Below are 21066 nucleotides of genomic sequence, written 5' to 3' on the forward strand. Positions count from 1 at the left end.
GTAAAACTCTAGGTTTTTTTTCAGGGGGCTTTTCTCTGTACAAAAAAGTGAAAAGGAGGTTTTTTCGTTGAGCATCAAAAAACGACTTGAAACATTTCGAAACTATATGTCTGAAAAAGAAATTGAGTTAAGCCTTATTTGGGAGCCGGACAATCAGTATTATCTAAGCGGTTTTCGGGCGATATCGTATTCTCGTCCAATTGTTACACTCATCAGTCACGACCAAACAGAGCTTATTGTTCCCGGGCTGGAAGAGGTTCATGCAGCTGAAAAAGCGAATGTCGATAAACTTTATGTCTATTTTGAACAAATTGATATGAGACATCGAGAGGTTTCATACCTTGACCATTTATCAAAATTGTTAAAGACATACCCTTTCGGAACGAAGCTAGGGGTTGAAGTGGAAGTCCTTCCTTCAAGTGTTTATCTGTTCCTGAAACAATTAGGATTCGAGTTAGTAGATATCGGTCAGAAGGTTGTGAATATGCGAGCAATCAAAGATGAGTATGAAATTGAAAGGCTTAAAGTGGCCGGTAAGCTCTCTGATTATGCATTGGATGAATCTTTAAGACACGCAAGGGTTGGAATCAGCGAGTTAGAATTTGACTCTTGTGGTGATCGATTATTGTTGGGGATTGCCTCAAAGGACTACCCAGAGGAGATCGTTGGCTATGAAGACTGGACGTGTTCAGGAGTAAAACGCAGTGAAAAGCCTCATTTGTATTCAAGTACGAGAAAATTTGAAGATGGTGATGTGGTCATCCATAGCCGCCAGGTATGGTTCAATGGCTATAGGGCTGAAAATGAGCGGACATTTTTTGTCGGCCAGCCTTCTGAAAAACAAAAGGATCTTTTAAAGTTAGCAGTCGAAGCACAGCAGGTAGGAATGGACATGATTCGTCCTGGAATCACAGCGAAGGAAGTGGATCTAGCTTCTTATGAAGTTTTTAATAAGGCTGGTTACGGTGAGTATGTAAACCATCGGGTCGGACATGGATTGGGATTGTCTGAACATGAAGAACCATATCTCCGTTTTGATAATGAGTTGGTTTTACAAGAAGGGATGGTCTATACGATTGAACCGGGGATTTATGTTCCGGGACTAGGAGGTTATCGGCATTCCGATACGGTTATTTTAACGAAAAGCGGAAGTTATTCTATAACCCATTATCCTAGAGGCATTGACTCTCTCATTTTTTAATCTAATTACCATTTTTGGAGGCGGAGATATGCCATCGATTATCCTCGTTATTATTGGGATTAATATTGTTTATGTTTCTTTATTTACATTACGTGTCATTCTTGTCATTAAAGGCTTCAAGGTGCTAGCCTCTATCCTATCTATGGGTGAAGTATTTGTTTATCTGATGGGGTTGACGATTGTTCTCGATAATCTAGATAAACCTCTAAATATCGCGGCCTACTGTTTTGGCTGGGGGCTTGGTGTGTATATTGGCAGTAAAATTGAATCCTATCTAGCACTTGGTTACACGGTTTTGGAGGTGATCGTCGATTCCGTGGACTTTAATCTACCAGATAAAATCAGGGAGGAAGGGTATGGGGTAACCTCGTGGCTTGCTGATGGAAAAGATGGGAAACGCTTAGCCATGAAAGTTTTAACGAAAAGAAACAATGAGCAAAAACTAAGAAAACAGGTCTTAACCTTTGCTCCTAAAGCTTTTATGATATCCTATGAACCGACACATTTTGATGGCGGTTTTTTACTAAAAAGAATAAATTCCAATCATATAAAAAGAGTCATGTAATGCTGTATATGTCGAAGGAGGGACCGACGGATTAAACCCAGCGATCCTTTTTATATCGTTATTTCTTCATAATTTCAAAATAATAGAAGGGAAAAGGTGTTGACAAAATATTTAACTAATATTAATATTTAAAAATAACTTTCACTATTAAAAATTTAATAGTTTAGCAGCTATGAATGCTATGGATCACACTATAGCAGGAGCAGCTTCTGGAGAGACCGCTGGAATACCGCGGCGCCGAAGGGTTCACAATCTCAGGCAAACGGACAGAAGAGTACTGAATATTTATTTGTTATGCTGATAAACAATCAGCATGACAGTTTGTATTTGCTATTCTTATGACCTAAGAGATTGGAAACTTCCAATCTCTTTTTTAATGGGTAAATTTATTGCTCATCGTTTCACATTAAAGAATGGTTATAGGAGGAATTTTGTATGGAACATCAAGAATTAAAGAGGGATTTAAAAAATCGGCATGTTCAACTAATTGCTATCGGCGGCACCATTGGTACTGGATTATTTTTAGGATCCGGTAAAGCAATTCAACTTGCAGGTCCATCGATTATCTTTGCATATTTAATCGTGGGTATGGCCGTTTTTTTCGTTATGAGGGCGCTTGGAGAACTTCTGTTATCGAAAGCAGGTTACCAATCATTTACTGACATTGCCGAAGACTATCTTGGACCTCGGGCAGCGTTCGTAACAGGATGGACATATTGGTTTTGTTGGATTATGGTGGCTATGGCAGATGTAATTGCAGTTGGTGTCTATGTACAGTATTGGTTTGATATCCCGCAATGGATACCTGCTATCATCTGCTTAATCATTTTATTAGGGTTCAATCTATTAACGGTAAAGCTTTTCGGAGAATTAGAGTTTTGGTTTGCATTAATAAAAGTAGTAACGATTCTTGTTTTAATTGGTATTGGGGTTATTTTGCTAGTGATGGGATTCAAAACCGATACAGGAACCGTCTCAATTCAAAATCTTTGGGAACATCAAGGCCTATTTCCAAACGGCGTTACCGGTTTCTTACTTTCGTTTCAAATGGTTGTGTTCGCCTATGTCGGTGTGGAATTAGTAGGGGTATCAGCAGCGGAAACATCTAATCCCCAAAAAAATATCCCATCAGCCATTAATAAAATCCCATTGAGGATTCTCTTTTTCTACGTGGGTGCATTAATTGTCCTATTATGTGTGAACCCATGGACAGAATTAAATGCAGCAGAAAGTCCGTTTGTTAAAACATTTAGTTTAGTAGGGATTCCGATTGCTGCGGGCATTATTAATTTTGTCGTATTAACATCAGCTGCATCTGCTTGTAACAGCGGAATGTTCTCAACAAGCCGGATACTATTTAATTTAAGTAAAAATGACCAGGCACCATCCAGCCTGGCAAAACTAAATAAAAATCATGTACCGAGTAATGCGCTATTTACATCCACGCTTGTTGTATCAGTGGGAGCGCTTTTGAGCAAACTGATTCCGGAACAAGCCTTTGGAATTGTGACAACGATTAGTGCGATTTGTTTTATTTGGGTCTGGGGTGTCATTCTTGTTTGCCATATTAGATACAAGAAAACACAGCCGGAATTACATGCAAAATCAACATTTAAAGCACCATTCACACCATTTATCAATTATGCTGTGCTAACGTTGTTTGCTATAGTTCTCATCATTATGCTGGTTGCGAAAGAAACACGTCCTGCTTTATTGTTAACACCCCTATGGTTTATTCTATTATCTATTCTGTATTCGCAGAGAAGAAATAAAGAAAAAAATCTAAAGTTATCGGCATAAGGAAAAGTAAAAAAGATTTAATCTTATCATTAACAAGCCCAACGGACTTCCTGAATTTCGTTGGGCTTTTTTATTTTTTATCACTTCTAGTTGCTAAGGTCCAATTAAACTATTTTTGCCAATAAGCCTTTGCTTCATCTTCAAGTACTTTTAATCTTTTGTAGTAATCAGGAAACTCATTAAGATGAGCAAGTGCAATTTTCCCAGTCATAATAGGATCATCGCCTGTAACATTAGTTTGACTGGATATACTCCCATGTTCAAGCTCTGTATTCACTCCCATCCAAAACTCATCTAAATCAAATTTGCTTTGATTAAAATCAATGCCTAAAAGTAAAGCAATTGCTGCAGCTTCCTCTTTAGAAAAAGCTTTAAGTCTAGTTGCAGAATAATTATGCCTATACCAGTTGCGACTTCCAGTGGCTGGATATAGATATTGCGTCCCATAGTGGTAACCGTTAAAGAAATGGTTCAAATGCGAACTATTATAGTAGTACAAAAAACATCTCTCCTTAAAAGATAATTATCAACAATATACGTTCTTTACCAATTTATGAGCATGTCTCTTAATATTGGTATCTCAAGTGATTAAATCAAGGCTTCGTTTAGGATGTTCCCATTGACATCTTTTTCAAAAAACTTTATGGTTATCTAAGGTAACAGTTATTCAAGGTAACTATTACAAGTTGGAGGGGGCGTATGAATTGGAAGGTTTTTTTCAGCGTTATTTAAGTCTGTATAGACCACTTATAACCAGATTAAATGAACTAATGAGTACTTTTGATCTTTCTTATTCTTTATGGCAAGTTATTTTCTATATAAAACACAATGGCCCATCGACGCTTATTGATATTGCAAATCAATATAATGTAGAAAAACCAACGATTACCAGGAGAGTTCAACGTTTGGAAGAACTACATATGGTGATACAAATTCCTGGTATTGATAAGCGAGAAAAAGTCATTCAGTTGACAGAATTGGGAGAAGAAATTTACCAAGCATGTAGAAAAAAAATTACCGATTTAGAAAATAGTGTGATGGATGGTGTAGATAAAGATAATCAACTGATTATGTTTAAAACTATTCCTAAAATAAAGGAAAATATTATCAAAGGCGAGGGAAGCAAAAGTGAATAAACCTAAGTTATGGACTAAGGATTTTATCATTGTTTCCAGCGTCAACTTTTTGTTAACATTAGTCTTTTATTTATTAATCGTGATTATCGGTGTTTATGCTGTAGATGAATATCATGCTTCTACAAGCCAGGCCGGGCTTGTTACCGGAATCTTTATTGTTGGGACATTAATGGGTCGTCTGCTAATTGGTCGTAGTATTGATTCTATTGGCCGTAAAAGAACGTTGTTCATTGGGCTGATTCTTTATGTTCTAACAACATCATTATATTTTATCCATTTGGGTATCATCTTCTTACTAATTACCCGTTTATTACATGGTATTACTCTAGGTATCGCGAGCACAGCCACAGGAACGATCGTGGCGCAGATTATCCCGAAAAGACGAAAAGGAGAAGGTATAGGTTATTACAGTATGAGTTCGACATTGTCTACAGCAATCGGACCTTTCATTGGACTTTATATGAGTCAACATACTAGTACTCCACACATTTTTAGTCTCTGTCTAGTTTTAGGAATCTTAAGTTTGATTACGGCATTTTTTGTAAATGTGCCGCCAGTGGAAGAAACCACAAAAGCAACGGAAATAAAGGGAGTCAAACTCTCTCAACTTATTGAACCAAAGGCAGTTCCCATTGCATTCATTACTTTAATAATAGGTTTCTGTTACTCTAGTGTTCTTTCTTTTATTAATTTCTATGCAATTGAAATTGACCTGGTTAGTGCGGCAAGTTTCTTCTTTCTTGTTTATTCAATAGCCGTTTTGATTTCACGTCCATTTACTGGCAGGTTAATGGATGTGAAAGGGGCAAACTATGTGATGTATCCTGCCTTTGTTCTTTTTGCGGCTGGAATGATTCTTTTAGGTTCAGCACATAGCGGCCTCACTTTGTTACTAGCGGGTATCCTTATTGGACTTGGATTTGGAAATATGCAGTCATGCACTCAGGCGATTGCTGTTAAGATGACTCCTCCTCATCGTATGGGACTCGCAACGTCGACTTTTTTTATATTTCTTGACGCAGGGCTGGGATTCGGGCCTTATATGCTTGGGTTCTTCCTTCCATTTTCAAGTTATAGTACTCTTTATATGGTCCTAGGATTTGTCGTGTTGGTATCTTCTGGTCTTTACTATCTACTTCATGGAAAGAAAGAAAGGGGTATTATCAATACTTTAGCTGGATAATAAATTAGAAGGGACATCTTGTATAAGAGATGTTCCTTTTTGTATGAATTTAATAAGTTTTTCAATGAATCTATTGTTAAAACAGTGAAGGAAATCGAGTTAATGGGTATAATGTAATGAAGTTTTGGATGAAGTTGTAAGGATTTCGTTGAAATGACAGTAAATAGAAGAGGAGCAGCTTTAATGCTACTCCTTTTTGCATTAGAATGAAGTGTATTTGTTTTAAAATCCTTCCTCTTGGTGTTGGACATAGCTGCTCTTTCTTTTATAGTTGCAGGCAAAAAGTAAGCAATTAATGTATGGCCTTTACTTTTTGTAAAGCTTCTATTGGTGGAGAATAATTGTAACCAAGATCATTTGCTACAGCATAATAAGTAACCGAACCATTGGCTGTGTTTAATCCTTGTTCTAATGCTGGATTTTCTGTAATTGCTTTTGTGATACCTTTATTTGCAATCTGTAATGCATATGGAACGGTTACATTGGTCAAAGCGATTGTAGATGTTCTTGGTACAGCACCTGGCATGTTTGCCACTGCGTAATGGATCACACCATGCTTTGTATACGTTGGGTTGTCGTGTGTGGTAATATGATCGGCAGTTTCGATAATTCCACCTTGATCAATCGCAACGTCAACAACAACTGATCCGGGGTTCATTGACTGAATCATTTCCTCTGTCACAAGTTTTGGTGCTTTTGCACCTGGTATGAGAACAGCACCAATTACTAAATCTGATTCTGCAACGGCTTCTGCTATATTGAATGGGTTTGATATTAAGGTTTGTATTTGATTACCAAATATATCATCAAGCTGACGAAGACGATCAGGCATCAAATCAATAATTGTTACATCAGCACCAAGTCCCATCGCGACCTTAGCAGCATTTGTTCCTACAACTCCGCCGCCAATTACAGTTACCTTTCCGCGCTTAACTCCTGGCACACCTGCTAGAAGAATCCCTTTTCCGCCCTTAGTTTTTTCAAGAAGCTGTGCTCCAATTTGAGCTGACATTCGGCCGGCAACTTCACTCATAGGTGTCAATAAAGGTAATGTTTGACCGACTTGGACTGTTTCATAAGCAATAGCTGTCACTTCTTTTTCTACGAGTGCTTTTGCAAGCTCAGGTTCTGCAGCTAAATGAAGGTATGTGAACAAAATTAACCCTTTTCGGAAATAGGTATATTCACTTGCTAGTGGTTCTTTCACCTTCATAATCATTTCTGCATTTGCCCAAACCTTTGCTGCAACAGCTTCAATAACAGCACCGACAGTAAGATATGAGTCGTCTTCAAATCCACTTCCTAGGCCCGCCCCTGCCTCAACAATGACTTGATGTCCTGCTGAAATGAGGCTGAACGCACCAGCAGGTGTAAGTGCAACACGATTTTCATTATTTTTAATTTCCTTTGGAATTCCGATAATCATAAAAAAACCTCCTCTTTGTTTTACTTGAATAGATAAAGAATCATCAATTATTATTAAAGATTACCAGTTTTTGTTCTGTCATCTCTTTGATGGCGTATTTTATACCTTCTCGCCCAATTCCACTTTCTTTGACCCCGCCATATGGCATATGGTCAACACGGAAGGTAGGAATGTCATTTACCAAGACTCCGCCAACTTGCAGCTTTTTTGAAGCATGAATGGCTGTATGAATATTTTCTGTATAGATTCCAGCCTGAAGTCCATAGCGAGAGTCATTGACCAATTCAATTGCTTCGTCAACAGTATCCACTTTGTTAATTAACACAATTGGTGCAAATACCTCTTGGCATGAAACCTTTGACAAAGGAGAGACCCCTAATAAAACGGTTGGTTTTAAAATATTTCCTTCATTTACACCACCTGTTGCGACGACAGCACCCTTTTGCTTTGCTTCCTCAATCCATGCAAGAGTTCGCTCAATTTCCTTCGGATGAATTAACGCAGACACATCTGTACGTGGATCTAAAGGATTCCCAATAGTAAGGTTCCCCGTTTCTTTAACAAAGCTTTCTACGAAGAAATCATATAAATCTTTATGAACATAAATCCTTTGTAGAGATATACAAACTTGTCCTTGGGAGCTGAATGCTCCAGTCACACAGCGTCGGATAATTTTTTCAATATCAATATTTTTATCTACGATAAGCGCAGCATTTGATCCTAATTCAAGTGTTACATGCTTTAAGCCTACTTTATTTTTGATTCCAATTCCCACTTCTGGACTACCTGTAAATGAAATCTTTTTCACACGTTCATCTTTGACAAGCTTTTCACCAACAACAGAACCACTTCCTGTCACGACATTAAAGGCACCTGATGGTAATCCTGCCTCTTGAATGAGCTCTGCAAGAAAATAGGCAGAAAGAGGTGTTTGTCCCGCAGGCTTTAAAACGACGGTATTCCCAGATGCAATCGCTGGCCCAACCTTATGAGCAACTAGATTCATGGGGAAATTAAAAGGTGTAATGGCCCCAACTACTCCAAGTGGTTCTCTGACTGTATACGCAATTTTTCCTTCACCCCCAGGAGCTGCATCCATTGGTATTGTTTCTCCACCGATACGTTTAGCCTCTTCAGCAGCAAACTTATACGTTTGGATTGTCCGGGTGACCTCACCTCTTGCATCCTTTAGAGGCTTTGACGATTCCGTTGAAATAATGACGGCGGCCTCTTCAGCACGCTGTTCCAATAAGTGAGCCAGGTTTTCTAGAATTTTGGCACGTTGGTGACTAGGCATATCGGCCATGATTTGTCTCGTTTGGTACGCTGCCTCGATAGCTAACTCTACCTCTTCAACCGTTGCACTAGGTACTTCAGCAATGACCTCTCTATCATATGGAGAGAGAAGATTCGTATATCGTTTTGCTTTGGTCCATTCACCATTGATAAATAGATGCTTTTTTATCATTACAAAAACCTCCATTATAAGCCTTGTTCAATTGAGCAGATTGATTTATTAAGAGTTTCAATCAAAAGATCTATTTCCTGTTTGTTAATCGAAAGTGGAGGAGCAAAAACAAGAATATCCATATCATCAAATACAACAGAGCGACAGATTAATCCCTGTCTAGCTGCCTCGGCTACAATTCTAGGAGATAGTGGACCTTGGCCCATTGGTTTGCTATTGATCTCAACAGCTCCCATAAGGCCAAGCGCTCTAACATGCCCTACAATGTTTCTTTCGCCTTGAATCCATTTAAAGCCCCTCAGCATTTCGTCGCCCATCTTTTTAGCGTTTTCTATTAAATTCTCATTTTCAATGATTTCAATATTCTTCAAGGCAACTGCACATGCCATCGGGTGGCCGCTATAGGTATAACCATGAAGAAGTGTTCCCGTTGAAAGCTCCTTAAAGTCTTCAAAAATAGACTCGGAAAGCATAACGCCGCCTAGTTGTGCATACCCGCTTGTGACACCCTTAGCAAAACACATCATATCAGGCACAACCCCGTAGTGTTCGATTCCAAAGTATTTTCCAGTACGGCCAAAGCCTGTAATTACCTCATCTGTAATAAACAAAATATTGTAGTCATCACAAATTTCCCGAACTTCCTTAAAATAGTTGTCAGGGGCAATATGGACACCACCAGCACCTTGAACTGGCTCCGCTATAAAGGCAGCAATTGTCTCGGGGCCTTCCGTTTCAATTGTTTCTCGTAAGGCCTTAGCGGAAAGATTCTCTGTATAATAAAAATCAGGTGCTAATGAATTTGTAAAATCACGAAATGGCTTAAGACCTGTTGCACTTGTAGCACCCATTGCTACACCGTGATAGGATTTTTTTCGGGAGATAATTTTCTTCTTCTCAGGCATGTAACGTAATATCCAATAATGGCGAGCTAATTTATATGCTGTATCATTGGCTTCCGATCCACCGGATGTAAAAAAGGTTGTCGATAGATTCCCAGGTGATATCTCAGCAAGTTTAGCTGCTAAACGAATAGCGGGTTCATTACTAAATGTTGCAAAACATGAGCTAAACGCTAATTGATTCATTTGTTCCTGTGCTGCCTGTCCCAACTCTTTTCGACCGTGTCCGATGTTCACGTTCCAAAGAGAGGACATGCCATCCATCACACGGTTCCCTTTCACATCCTCTAGAAAAACCCCTTCCCCTTTTTTAAAAATAAAAGCTGGGCCTTGTTCCTGCTGCTGCTGGACTGGGGAAGTAGGGTGTAGAAAATGTTTTTTATCTAACTCGGCCAGTTCAATTTCCTTACAAACAATAACTTTCTCACTCATCATGTTTCACCCCTAGTTTGATATGCCATTCTTTAATATTAATTAGTGCAAGAAGTGTGCCAATTTTTTCGATGCAATCAGAATAACAACTCCCTGTTATTTAATTCAGTTTTGAATTAAAGAGAAAAAATTTAATTTATTTTTTGATTTTTTACTGTATTTTGATTTATATTTGAATCAAATATAAAATAGAGGAGATAGGAAATGAACGATTCAATCTTAGAACAACTCCTAACAAAAATGGTTGAAACATCAAACAATAATATTACGATTACAGATGAAAATGGCTTAATCCTTGATTCGAATCCGAACCATTGGACCATTTACGGCTTAGAGTCAAGTCGGAATATCGGTGTATCTGTTTTCGAGTTAGAGGAGAAAGGAATCTTAGAACCGTCCATTACCGCCGCTGTTATAAAAGAAAGAAAGCCTATTCAAATCCTGCAGCAAACAAAGACAGGCAGAATCGTAATGTCAACAGGCTACCCGATTTTTGATGTAGATGGACAGATTATCCGTGTACTAAGCTATGCGCAGGATCAGACGGAAATTAAAAATCTACAGTTTCAATATGAACAATTACAACGAAAAATTAAGGGGTACCAAACAGAAGTAGAAGAACTTAGAGAAAAAGGGAGTCCTAACTTAATTTTTAGAAGTAAGGAAATGCAACATATTACAAAAACAATTTCCCGAGTCGCTAAAACAGATGCCACCATTTTATTTTTAGGTGAATCAGGTGTCGGAAAAAGTCTATTAGCGAGATCTATACATTCACAGAGCGATCGCCTAAAGGAACCTTTCATAGAGGTGAACTGCAGTACCATTCCTGAAAGTTTATTTGAGTCGGAAATGTTTGGCTATGAACCTGGGGCCTTTACGGGAGCGTTGAAACAAGGAAAACAGGGATTAATAGAGCAGGCAGATGGAGGGACGTTATTCTTAGACGAAATAGGGGAACTTCCACTTGGGATTCAGGTAAAACTTTTAAAAGTTTTACAGGAAAAAAGAATAATGCGGGTAGGTGGAAAAAAAGAAAGGCAAATTGATTTTCGCTTAGTTGCTGCAACAAATCAAAATTTAGAGGAAATGGTGAATAAGGGAACTTTCCGGTTAGATTTATATTACCGTTTAAATGTTATTCCACTTCATATTCCGGCATTACGGGAGCGAAGGGAAGATATTACTATTCTAATTCAGCATTATGTGCATCAAGTAAATGAGAAATATAATTTTCAAAAATCCTTACATCCGTCGACCTATGAAGCCTTAATTCAATACAGATGGCCTGGAAATGTGCGAGAATTGGAAAATTTGGTAGAACGTATGATGTTAATTGCAGAAGAAACTACTATCTATCCTGATGAGTTACCTAATTCTATCCAGGGTATCAATGGGGAAAATATGAGAAATAATGGGGCTAGTTTAGAATCTCTTATGATAAAGGAAAAAAATCTAAAAAAGAATATAGAACAAGTAGAGCGAAGGTTATTGCAACAAGCAGCGGAGGCTTGTCGTACAACCTATGATATGGCCGAATATCTGGGAATTAGTCAACCATCTGTAATAAGAAAATTAAAAAAATATGGAATTAGCATTAAATAGAAAAAAGCTGAGTTCGATTTGATCTCAGCTTCTTTATTTTCAGGATATTTTTTGTTCGAAGGTCCAGGATAAATTCAAATGATTTCCGCATTCTTAAAAATGTCCTAATCTCTTTTTAACATCGTCTCTATTTTCTTTAACTCCGTCTCAATATATGATTTACTGTGGTCAAACCCAATAATAGCTAACACTTTTCCATTATGATCCATTAAAGGAGCAAAGCTCGTTTTCCATTCTCCATAAATGTCTTCATAGAAAGGGGATACTCCTGCTTTTCCCCTCATAGCTTCAAATGCTACTTTGATCATTTCAGGTGGACCTTCATATAAACCACCAGGCGGAATGATGAAATCTTCATTACCCACAATATTCCTGATTGTATTATTATCACAAACTTTAAAAATATAGACCCACTCAATGATTCCTTCTTGATCACGAATCTGGGTTAGTTTTTTCTGAACCTTTTTAAAAGTAGGGTGAGACGGTGAAACATCATCATTTAGTAATTCAGAGATATCTTCTGGAAGAATGGCAACAGATGTAACAATAGCCATTGACCGCAATTGTTTATCTAAATGTCCCTCCAGTACTTTCCTTTTGTTTGAAGGAGAGAGAGCTTCATGTTGAAGTTTCTCGCGTATTTTTTTATATTTTCTACTCATGGTAGGCTGACTAAGATCCGAGGTCATAGTACCTTACCTACTCGAGATGGTAAGGGAAGGACTGAACAATTAGGAAGAACGAGAACTAGGCATACAATTCCTGTGTTGAAACAGACAATCCGAAAGGACTTATATGAAGGAGGAAATGGTGAATCCAACAGGGGACTTCATGAGGGTGGAGCAGGAATAACATAAATAGATTTCTACGTTCACGTCGAAAGGGAATTTCAAAATGTTAATGGATACAATTGTGTCACGGGAAAACTTAATAGAAGCACTTAAACGTGTCGAGAAGAACAAAGGCAGTCACGGCATAGATGGAATGTCCGTAAAAACCCTGCGAAGGCATCTCTATGAAAACTGGGATTCTCTTTGTGATTCTTTAAGGAATGGAACCTATCAACCGAATCCAGTCCGTCGAGTCGAAATCCCGAAACCAAACGGAGGAGTAAGATTATTAGGTATACCTACCGTGACCAGACAGTTTCATTCAACAAGCTATTGCTCAAGTGCTAACCCCGCTATTTGACCCAACCTTTTCAGAACAAAGTTATGGATTCAGACCAAATCGGAGAGGACATGACGCAGTTCGAAAAGCGAAAGAATATATAAGTGGAGGTTACAGATGGGTTATAGATATGGATTTAGAGAAATTCTTTGACAAAGTTAATCATGATAAGTTAATGGGGATATTGGCTAACAGAATCCAAGACCGATTGGTCTTGAAGTTAATTAGAAAATACCTCCAAGCAGGAGTCATGATTAATGGTGTAACCTATGATTCTGAGGAAGGAACCCCACAGGGTGGTCCACTAAGTCCTCTTCTTTCTAATATCCTGTTAGATAAACTAGATAAAGAGTTAGAAAGAAGGGGTCATAAGTTCGTCCGCTACGCTGATGATTGTAATATCTACATGAAGTCAAAGAAAGCAGGCGAAAGGGTAATGAACTCTATTACAAACTTTATAGAAGTGAAACTGAAACTTAAAGTAAATAGAGAGAAATCCGCAGTCGATCGCCCGTGGAAACGGAAGTTTCTAGGTTTTAGTTTTACTATTAACAAGGAACCGAAGGTTCGAATATCTAAGGAAAGTATCAAAAGACTAAGGTCAAAAATACGTGAAATAACTTCACGTTCAAAACCCATCCCAATGGAAATAAGAATTGAGAAACTAAATCAATACTTAACAGGTTGGTGTGGGTACTTTGCTTTAGCGGATACACCAAGTGTGTTTAAAGAATTCGATAAGTGGATAAGAAGAAGACTACGTATGATTGAATGGAAACAATGGAAAACACCTAAAACAAGAGTAAGAAAACTCAAAGCCTTAGGAGTTCCACCATTCAAGGCCTACGAATGGGGAAACTCTAGAAAGAAATACTGGAGAATAGCTAACAGTCCGATTCTACACAAAACCCTCGGTAACTCTTATTGGAGTAACCGAGGGCTAAAAAGTCTATATCAGAGATATGAATTTCTACGTCAAACTTAGTTGAACCGCCGTATACCGAACGGTACGTACGGTGGTGTGAGAGGTCGGGGGTTAGTCACCCCCTCCTACTTTATTTAAAAAACTTTTAAGAGGAAATATAAGTAAATTGTCGAATAGTGCTTATAGGAAACTTATATGAAGAGACGATAAAAAAGTTTAAAGAGAATATAAAGGGGGGGAACACGTTTATGATTCCGGCAAAAATGGATTCCACATTAACCACCACGATAAGTGAAAAAAGCGTGGAATCCATCATCGATTGGTTCGATCTACATAAACAATCGTTCTATACACTGGGTTGGGCCTATCTTGGCAATCATCAACAAATGGAAGAGCTTTTTTACCATGCTATTATAAAAGTCCATAAGGAATTGGTTCGATTTAAAGGTGAATCATTATTCGAAACATGGGTCACATCCATCTTCATAGATATCTGCCGGGAGCTTTCCGCTGATAGGAGTTTAATAACTAGAGTGGAAACTAAAACTCGTCAAGATATATTTAAGGCACTTGATCAATTAAAAGAGTATGAGAAAGATGCGCTGCTCCTTACATATGTAAAGGGAATCTCTAAGGAAGAAGGTGCACAGCTTCTCCAAGTTTCAGTGGATAAGATGAAAGAGTTTTTGTTTTCCGGAATTCGGTCACTTAGAAATGAAATCGGAGAAGGATCTCTTTATATAGGCTGTAAAGAGTATCAAAAGGATTACATCGATTATTTAGAAAGAACCTTGGATCGTCCGAAAAAGATTGATTTAGAGAAACATATTTATCATTGCCCTGACTGTCAGGCAGATTTAGCTACCTTTCAGGATGTCATCCTAACCATGTTGAATCTTGCTATTAGGTTAGAAGATTTACATGTGCCTTCCGGTTTCTTGGAGAACGTCAAAGATAGACTGGCAGAAAAGGAAAGGCGTAGACAACAGAAGAATAAGAAACATATAAGAAAAGGACTAATTCTTGCAGGTGTATTCGCATTATTAATAGCTTTGGAAATTTTTAAAGGCGTAATTTCTAACCCATACTATGCATGGACAGAAGATGATCAGGAATTGCGTGCCTTTCTGCAGCAGAATTTGGGTGAAAGGCTGAGCCTGGAAGATGAGAGTGACGGGGTGAAAATTAAGATAAAGGCTGCGATAACCGATGAGGTTCAGACGCTAGTTTTTTATGAAATCGAAGATACAAAAAAAGACAATCGATATGTGATCAATAATTTTGAAGGTGTTTTTGTGGAGAACCAACATGAAATTATGGATGGAGAAGGATACCAAGGGTACTATCCTCCTGACCTGGAAGCGGATATGAATAAAGAGGAAAAGAATGTGTATCACGGAAAAATTAGTCTGCAGCCAATTAATAGGGATAACGGGACAATCAAACTGCAGATCTCCAAGCTTCAGAAAATAATTCGTGATTCCGCTAACCAGAATGGTGGGTTGGGATTCCAAATCATGGGAGAGAAAACAGGGGAGTGGACCTTCGAAATCCCTGTCACCAAAAAGCCTTCAGTCAAATATGTATTGAAAGGTGAAACAGAAGTAGAGGGTATTCCAGTTCGATTTGACAAACTAACCATTGCACCCACAGCAACCATTTTGCACTATGGCATTAATATGAACCAACCAAACAAGCGGATTGATGATCTGAATTTTGATTATCTACAAGTGAATGATAAAAAATTAAACGCAGATATGAATAGCAGGTTCTTATTCGATACACAATACGACGAAAATTGGATCTCTTTTCAAAGACACTTCGCCCCTCTTTTTGGAGAGAAGCCAAAGCATGTTAATGTTCAACTCGAATCTGCTCAATTAACATTTGATGAGCATAAAATTATTGAACTGGATGCTTCTAAAAATTATCCTCAAACCTTTGAATACGCTGGCAGTACCATCTCCATTGATATGGTAGAAGCTGGGCAGCCAGCTAACGTAATCATAAGCAATCATGAAGTTAAGAATCGTGTATATGACGCTTTACACTTCCAGATCTTTGGTGAGGATGAGAACGCAATGAATTCCATGGAGTTCAATACAGAGGGAGTGCTCATGGATAAAAATGGGGTAGTTTACGACTATAATAAAACCCCTGTCAATTTTGAAGAAATTGAACAGCCACGCAATTTAGTTACCGTGTTTAACATGAAGTTACAAAATGAAAGCGCTGGGGAAAAGGTAAACCCAAAAAGGCTCGAGATTTATGGATATTATGCGATGAAATATTTGGATAATATAGTCAAGATTTCAGTGGAGGAATAAGTGAGGGTTGATTTATAAAATTAGCGAAAAAATTTTAACAAATGGTACTTATATTGATAAAATGGCATATCATTAAACAAAAGAGTCTTAGGATTTTTTTGTTTAATGATTTTTTTCGACAAAAAATGCAATATCCTCTTGACGATGCCAAAAAAACTTTGTATTATAATAACTGTGTTTAAGTTCTTCGCTTTTTGTTCATAATTAAATACATGCGGGTGTAGTTTAATGGTAAAACCTCAGCCTTCCAAGCTGATGTCGTGAGTTCGATTCTCATCACCCGCTCCATACATATTACCAAACGCAGTGTACCGTTTCCAAGAGAACGATGCATTGCGTTTTTTTATTTTTGGTGTTTTCTTTTCCATAGGCTATGCTAATCGTTTCCTATTATATAGAAGCTTGCATCACCGCCGTGTATCTGTGTGAACATATTCATTAATGACTCTGTCAGTTTTTCAGCACTATTCATTGTTGTTGAAGGCTGTAAATAAATAATCTGTAGAGCATTTTTGCTAGCTTCTGTTACTGGAGCTCGATTGGAATCAACAAAAGGGCTGCCGAATGGTCCAAGCTCGTCTGATGAGACAATTAGGTTCTCTAAGGAATTCATACGTCCATTCAGTCCTAAATACTCTTCTCCTGCCTTACCTACCTTGATTATGATAGGTCCCTTTAATTGAGCAGTGTCATATATACCAATTGGCACTTGATATTGCAACGAGAAAAAATTATTGATATCAATCGCGCTTTGGACACTGTTTAGATAATTCTGTTTCTGGATTCTGCGGTATAGAGCCTCTGCTGAATGGCGATAACGGTTAGGGTCTTTGCCAAACGTTTTAAAAATACTGCGCCATTCTTGAATACCTGGCAGGTCTGTTAGATTTTTATCCTCTAAATCAAAGTAAATCGATTCTTGAAACAGCTGCAATCTACCTTTTACCATTTGTGGGGAATCGCCTACACTAATATCTTTATACTCAATGATTCCAAGCTTAAAATTAGGAATCTTGCTGATTATTTCTGAAGAAAGCTGAATTTCCAATGATTCCACCTCCAAAATTTAATAAAAATAGTTTATCATAATGAGATGAATAACGAAAAATTATCGGCTTACTATAGATTATTTTAGGAGAAAGGAGGTTTCCGAATGAATATAGAACAATTAAAGGAGGAAGTTATTGCGTATAGTAAAACCATTGGAATTAATAAAATTGGTTTTACCACAGCTGAACCTTTTATGGAGCTGAAAAATAGACTGATACGCCAGCAGGAGCTTGGGTATCAGTCAGGTTTCGAAGAGCCTGATATTGAAAAAAGGGTGACACCAGCCTTACTTCTTCCAGAACCTAGATCAATTATATCGATAGCTTTAGCATATCCTTCAAAAATGAAGGTTCGTGTTGAAGGGAAAAAGGGCGGGCGTAGAGGCTTTTTTTCACGGGCTTCATGGGGATTGGATTATCATCATATTTTACGGGATCGGTTAAAAAAGCTGGAAGAGTTTATTTTAACAAAAGTACCAGAGGCTCGTTTAAAATCAATGGTTGATACAGGTGAGCTTTCGGATCGTGCGGTTGCGATTAGGGCTGGGATTGGATGGAATGGTAAAAACTGTGCGGTCATGACGCCGGAGTTTGGCTCATACGTTTATCTAGGCGAAATGATAACCAGCATTCCTTTTGCTCCTGACTCCCCGATGGAGGATCAATGTGGCTCCTGTACAGCGTGTATAGACGCATGCCCGACAGGAGCGTTGGTACAAGGCGGACAAATTAATGCTCAGCGCTGTATTGCCTTTTTAACTCAGACAAAAGCTGTCATTCCTGAAGAGTTCAGGGATAAGATTGGAAACAGGGTTTATGGCTGTGATTCCTGCCAAACGTCGTGCCCAGTCAATAAAGGGAAGGATTTTCACTTCCATAAGGAAATGGAGGCTGACCCCGAGATAGCCAAGCCATTGCTGAGACCGATGTTAAAAATGAGCAATCGTGAATTTAAGAACAAATTTGGAACGGTAGCGGGATCGTGGAGAGGCAAAAAGCCGATTCAACGCAATGCCATTATTGCACTTGCCCATTTCAAGGATGAAAGTGCTATCCCTGATTTACTGGCTGTATTAGAAAATGAAACGAGTACGGTTCTAAAGGAAACAGCTGCATGGGCTCTTGGTAAAATTGGCAGTCCAGAAGCAGTAGCAGCACTGGAAAAGGCAGCAGTAAAAGAAGAAAATACTGAAGTGAAGAGTGAGATTGAAAAAAGCTTACTAAAACTAAAGAACTAAATGAGCATTGGACATTCTGTCTGTGCTCATTTTTTTGATTAAATTTCTGTTCTGTACATATGTATGAAACAGAAGGGGGAGATGAAGGTGGATCAATCACTCCAAGAATTGTTTGAAGGACGTGTCGAACAATTTGTTTCAAAAAGTAAGAGGCAGTCTGGGAATTACGAAAAGGCAGAACAAAAGCTTGAGTCTTTTGCAAACCGTTCCGCAGACATCGTAAAGGTGAAGGCACGGGGGGACATTCTTACGCAATCAGTGGATGGAGATTTTCAAACAACAATCTACCAGGTTCATTACCAATACCTGATCAAACAAAAGGGAACGTTGTATCAAGAAGAAGAGGTAGAAGTACGAATGTGCAAGTTTTTTAAAAATGATTTAATTATGGATAAAGAAATAAATCCATACACGAAGCAGTCTGAGTTGGAAATTACAGTAGAGGATGAAAAGGATGAACGGATTAGTTACCAATATAACCGTTTAAAAGCAGTTCAATATGCAGAACGCTGGTGGAATAGTTACAATCCAGCCTACAAAACATTTGAAAATAACTGCACAAATTATATCTCGCAATGTCTTCACGCAGGCGGTGCCCCGATGAGAGGATATCCGAATAGGGGAACTGGATGGTGGCTTCAAAATAACAATTGGAGTTACAGCTGGACTGTTGCCAATTCTTTACGATTGTATTTAGGAAATTCTAAGAGCGGCTTACGGGCTAGGGAAGTCAGCAGCCCAGATCAGTTACTCTTGGGGGATGTTATCTGCTACGATTTTGAAGGAGATGGCCGTTATAATCATAACACAATTGTAACAGGTAAGGATGCCTATGGAATGCCGCTCGTCAATGCTAATACTTACAATAGCCGTATGCGGTACTGGGCCTATGAAGATTCATCCGCCTACACTCCAAATATTAAATATAAATTCTTCACAATCTTGGATGGTTAAGAAAATTTGTTTGGCTGGTCGATAATGGTATAATGGTAGGAGAGTTTTTTAAAGAGGTGAGATTCTTGGCAATACATGTAGTACTATATCAGCCGCAAATACCTTCAAACACAGGAAACATTGCGAGAACCTGTGCTGGAACCGATACCTCCTTACATTTAATTCGTCCATTAGGGTTTTCTACTGATGATAAAATGTTAAAGCGTGCAGGATTGGATTATTGGGAGTTTGTAAACATATTTTATTATGATTCTCTTGATGATTTTTATCAGAAAAATGAAGGCGGAGAGTTTTTTTACATCACAAAATTCGGTGAGAAGGCTTATAGTTCCTTTGACTATAGCAATCGCAATAAGGATTATTTTTTCATATTTGGCCGTGAAACGACGGGACTTCCAAAAGACGTGATTGAAAATAATAAGGATGTCAGCTTAAGAATTCCCATGAATGATAATATTCGTTCTTTGAATTTATCGAATACAGCTTCGATTCTAATTTATGAAGCGCTGCGCCAGCAAGATTATGGTCATTTAAAATAAGACGTAAGAGGCCAATTATAAGGCCTCTTTTTCGTAATTAGAAAGGGAGTATTTCAATGAATGAAACAATTTCTACTATATTAAATCATCGATCTATCCGAGATTTTAAGGACAAGCAGTTAAGTGATGAACAAATAAAAACAATTGTTTCCTGTGCACAGGCAGCCTCCACCTCGAGTTTTATCCAGGCATACTCCATTATAGGAATCAAAGATATGGAAAAAAAGCGTAAGCTAGCTGTGTTAGCAGGCAACCAAGAATATGTGGCCCAAAATGGTCATCTCTTCGTATTTTGTGCTGATTTAAATCGGCATGAACTTATTGGGGAAATGGAAGGAAAAGACGTACTAGCTTCCATTGAAAGTACAGAGAAATTTATGGTGGCGCTAATTGATGCGGCGTTAGCAGCCCAAAATGCCGCAATCGCTGCGGAATCAATGGGGCTTGGCATTTGTTACATAGGCGGAATTCGGAATAATTTAGAGGCAGTCAAAGAATTACTTAAAACACCAGAGAGAGTGATTCCTCTTTTCGGTATGACTGTCGGTTATCCGGAACGAATGAACGATCTAAAGCCAAGACTGCCGTTAGAGAATGTCTATCATGAAGAAGAATACGAACAAGATAAAGAGATATATTTACGCCAGCTTCAAGATTATGATGGTATCATTTCTACCTATTATGAACAGCGCACAAATGGAAAGAGAAAAGATCGCTGGACAGAGCAAATGGCAAAAATGCTTGAAAAACAAACAAGAATGTATATGAAGGAATTTGTTCAAAAAAATAAAATGGACTTGAGATAGGAGAGTCTGTTTTTCAAAAAGTGTACAGGTTCTTCAAAGAAGTGTACAGTTTCAACAAAGAAGTGAACAGGTCCTGCAAAGAAGTATACAGTTTCAACAAAAAAGCGTACAGTTTCTACAAAACTATCCGGTTTCACAAAAAATAAAGGCTGCCCAGATGGCAGCCTATTTTCATAATTATTTATTTGAACCTGGCTTATCATTATAACCCGCAGTAAAGATAGCTGCTAGAAACGCCACCATAACTAAAACAATTAGAAATGTTCCCATTCTTATGTAAAGCCTCCTTAATTTTAAGATATTTCTTTAATTAGACACATATACTTTTATTATAGCCTAT

At 38.2% G+C, this 21066-nt stretch carries 17 protein-coding genes, 1 tRNA gene, 1 pseudogene and 1 riboswitch; of the genes and pseudogenes, 13 read left to right on the plus strand and 6 right to left on the minus strand.

The window, feature by feature from the left end:
• Window positions 1-67 precede the first annotated feature (67 nt).
• The 3 genes from QNH29_RS06040 (at window position 68) to QNH29_RS06050 (ending at window position 3566) form a co-directional block, all read left to right on the plus strand.
• Window positions 68-1201 (plus strand): M24 family metallopeptidase, encoded by a 1134-nt coding sequence (locus tag QNH29_RS06040; RefSeq protein ID WP_283863916.1) that lies wholly within the window; start codon window positions 68-70, stop codon window positions 1199-1201.
• A gap of 28 nt (window positions 1202-1229) precedes the next feature.
• A complete protein-coding gene (locus tag QNH29_RS06045; protein ID WP_283863917.1) occupies window positions 1230-1766 on the plus strand; it encodes a DUF2179 domain-containing protein in 537 nt (178 codons plus the stop codon).
• A gap of 199 nt (window positions 1767-1965) precedes the next feature.
• Window positions 1966-2046, plus strand: a riboswitch (glycine riboswitch).
• A gap of 155 nt (window positions 2047-2201) precedes the next feature.
• On the plus strand, window positions 2202-3566 hold the full coding sequence (locus QNH29_RS06050; protein ID WP_283863918.1) for an amino acid permease: 1365 nt from the start codon (window positions 2202-2204) through the stop codon (window positions 3564-3566).
• A 109-nt stretch (window positions 3567-3675) separates the two neighbouring features.
• Here QNH29_RS06050 and QNH29_RS06055 read toward each other — a convergent pair whose 3' ends face one another.
• On the minus strand, window positions 3676-4065 hold the full coding sequence (locus QNH29_RS06055; protein ID WP_283863919.1) for a DUF5661 family protein: 390 nt from the start codon (window positions 4063-4065) through the stop codon (window positions 3676-3678).
• A 205-nt stretch (window positions 4066-4270) separates the two neighbouring features.
• Here QNH29_RS06055 and QNH29_RS06060 point away from each other — a divergent pair, with 205 nt between their 5' ends.
• Window positions 4271-4702, plus strand: coding sequence for a MarR family winged helix-turn-helix transcriptional regulator (locus tag QNH29_RS06060; RefSeq protein ID WP_283863920.1), 432 nt, complete (start codon window positions 4271-4273; stop codon window positions 4700-4702).
• Entirely contained in the window at window positions 4695-5885 is a 1191-nt protein-coding gene (locus tag QNH29_RS06065) for an MFS transporter (protein ID WP_283863921.1), read from the plus strand. Before QNH29_RS06060 ends, QNH29_RS06065 begins: the two co-directional genes overlap by 8 nt.
• A gap of 292 nt (window positions 5886-6177) precedes the next feature.
• Here QNH29_RS06065 and ald read toward each other — a convergent pair whose 3' ends face one another.
• The 3 genes from ald to QNH29_RS06080 are packed head-to-tail and all read right to left on the minus strand — an operon-like array spanning window position 6178 to window position 10113.
• The gene (gene ald / locus QNH29_RS06070; RefSeq protein ID WP_283863922.1) at window positions 6178-7311 is read right to left on the minus strand and encodes an alanine dehydrogenase; all 1134 of its coding nucleotides are present in this window, start codon (window positions 7309-7311) and stop codon (window positions 6178-6180) included.
• 43 nt (window positions 7312-7354) lie between these two features.
• Window positions 7355-8779 carry an aldehyde dehydrogenase family protein gene (locus QNH29_RS06075; protein ID WP_481858779.1) on the minus strand — a complete coding sequence of 475 codons (1425 nt, stop codon included), beginning with the start codon at window positions 8777-8779 and terminating at the stop codon, window positions 7355-7357.
• Between the two features lie 14 nt (window positions 8780-8793).
• Window positions 8794-10113 (minus strand): aminotransferase family protein, encoded by a 1320-nt coding sequence (locus tag QNH29_RS06080; protein WP_283865546.1) that lies wholly within the window; start codon window positions 10111-10113, stop codon window positions 8794-8796.
• Between the two features lie 204 nt (window positions 10114-10317).
• Between QNH29_RS06080 and QNH29_RS06085 the strand changes: the two genes are divergently transcribed.
• Window positions 10318-11718: a sigma-54 interaction domain-containing protein gene (locus QNH29_RS06085; protein WP_283863924.1), complete on the plus strand. Its 1401-nt coding sequence runs from the start codon at window positions 10318-10320 to the stop codon at window positions 11716-11718.
• Between the two features lie 104 nt (window positions 11719-11822).
• Here QNH29_RS06085 and QNH29_RS06090 read toward each other — a convergent pair whose 3' ends face one another.
• Window positions 11823-12272 (minus strand): hypothetical protein, encoded by a 450-nt coding sequence (locus QNH29_RS06090; RefSeq protein ID WP_283863925.1) that lies wholly within the window; start codon window positions 12270-12272, stop codon window positions 11823-11825.
• A 340-nt stretch (window positions 12273-12612) separates the two neighbouring features.
• Between QNH29_RS06090 and ltrA the strand changes: the two are divergent.
• The 3 genes and pseudogenes from ltrA (at window position 12613) to QNH29_RS06105 (ending at window position 16428) form a co-directional block, all read left to right on the plus strand.
• Window positions 12613-13873: pseudogene (gene ltrA, locus QNH29_RS06095) on the plus strand (group II intron reverse transcriptase/maturase).
• Window positions 13874-14061: 188 nt separating this feature from the next.
• Window positions 14062-16140, plus strand: a complete 2079-nt coding sequence (locus QNH29_RS06100; protein ID WP_283863926.1) for a DUF4179 domain-containing protein — start codon at window positions 14062-14064, stop codon at window positions 16138-16140.
• Between the two features lie 214 nt (window positions 16141-16354).
• Window positions 16355-16428 (plus strand) — tRNA-Gly (locus QNH29_RS06105).
• An 88-nt stretch (window positions 16429-16516) separates the two neighbouring features.
• Here the strand turns inward: QNH29_RS06105 and QNH29_RS06110 are convergent.
• Window positions 16517-17188 carry a B3/B4 domain-containing protein gene (locus QNH29_RS06110; protein ID WP_283863927.1) on the minus strand — a complete coding sequence of 224 codons (672 nt, stop codon included), beginning with the start codon at window positions 17186-17188 and terminating at the stop codon, window positions 16517-16519.
• A 105-nt stretch (window positions 17189-17293) separates the two neighbouring features.
• Here QNH29_RS06110 and queG point away from each other — a divergent pair, with 105 nt between their 5' ends.
• The 4 genes from queG to nfsA all read left to right on the plus strand — a co-directional run bounded on the left by queG (window position 17294) and on the right by nfsA (window position 20726).
• A complete protein-coding gene (gene queG / locus QNH29_RS06115; protein WP_283863928.1) occupies window positions 17294-18427 on the plus strand; it encodes a tRNA epoxyqueuosine(34) reductase QueG in 1134 nt (377 codons plus the stop codon).
• A gap of 87 nt (window positions 18428-18514) precedes the next feature.
• Entirely contained in the window at window positions 18515-19381 is an 867-nt protein-coding gene (locus QNH29_RS06120; RefSeq protein ID WP_283863929.1) for an amidase domain-containing protein, read from the plus strand.
• Window positions 19382-19446: 65 nt separating this feature from the next.
• A complete protein-coding gene (gene trmL / locus QNH29_RS06125) occupies window positions 19447-19920 on the plus strand; it encodes a tRNA (uridine(34)/cytosine(34)/5-carboxymethylaminomethyluridine(34)-2'-O)-methyltransferase TrmL (RefSeq protein ID WP_283863930.1) in 474 nt (157 codons plus the stop codon).
• A gap of 56 nt (window positions 19921-19976) precedes the next feature.
• Window positions 19977-20726 (plus strand): oxygen-insensitive NADPH nitroreductase, encoded by a 750-nt coding sequence (gene nfsA, locus QNH29_RS06130; RefSeq protein WP_283863931.1) that lies wholly within the window; start codon window positions 19977-19979, stop codon window positions 20724-20726.
• Window positions 20727-21066 lie beyond the last annotated feature (340 nt).

This window comes from Neobacillus sp. DY30 (genome assembly GCF_030123065.1).
Classification (GTDB): Bacteria; Bacillota; Bacilli; order Bacillales; family Cytobacillaceae; genus Neobacillus.

What these genes read in the sequence shown, in the direction of transcription:
- nfsA (WP_283863931.1), top strand. Translation starts at nt 19,977, where the DNA reads ATGAATGAAACAATTTCTACTATATTAAATCATCGATCTATCCGAGAT.
- QNH29_RS06085 (WP_283863924.1), top strand. Translation starts at nt 10,318, where the DNA reads ATGAACGATTCAATCTTAGAACAACTCCTAACAAAAATGGTTGAAACA.
- queG (WP_283863928.1), top strand. Translation starts at nt 17,294, where the DNA reads ATGAATATAGAACAATTAAAGGAGGAAGTTATTGCGTATAGTAAAACC.
- QNH29_RS06080 (WP_283865546.1), bottom strand. Translation starts at nt 10,113, where the DNA reads ATGAGTGAGAAAGTTATTGTTTGTAAGGAAATTGAACTGGCCGAGTTA.
- ald (WP_283863922.1), bottom strand. Translation starts at nt 7,311, where the DNA reads ATGATTATCGGAATTCCAAAGGAAATTAAAAATAATGAAAATCGTGTT.
- QNH29_RS06090 (WP_283863925.1), bottom strand. Translation starts at nt 12,272, where the DNA reads ATGGCTATTGTTACATCTGTTGCCATTCTTCCAGAAGATATCTCTGAA.
- QNH29_RS06075 (WP_481858779.1), bottom strand. Translation starts at nt 8,779, where the DNA reads ATGATAAAAAAGCATCTATTTATCAATGGTGAATGGACCAAAGCAAAA.
- QNH29_RS06045 (WP_283863917.1), top strand. Translation starts at nt 1,230, where the DNA reads ATGCCATCGATTATCCTCGTTATTATTGGGATTAATATTGTTTATGTT.
- QNH29_RS06100 (WP_283863926.1), top strand. Translation starts at nt 14,062, where the DNA reads ATGATTCCGGCAAAAATGGATTCCACATTAACCACCACGATAAGTGAA.
- QNH29_RS06050 (WP_283863918.1), top strand. Translation starts at nt 2,202, where the DNA reads ATGGAACATCAAGAATTAAAGAGGGATTTAAAAAATCGGCATGTTCAA.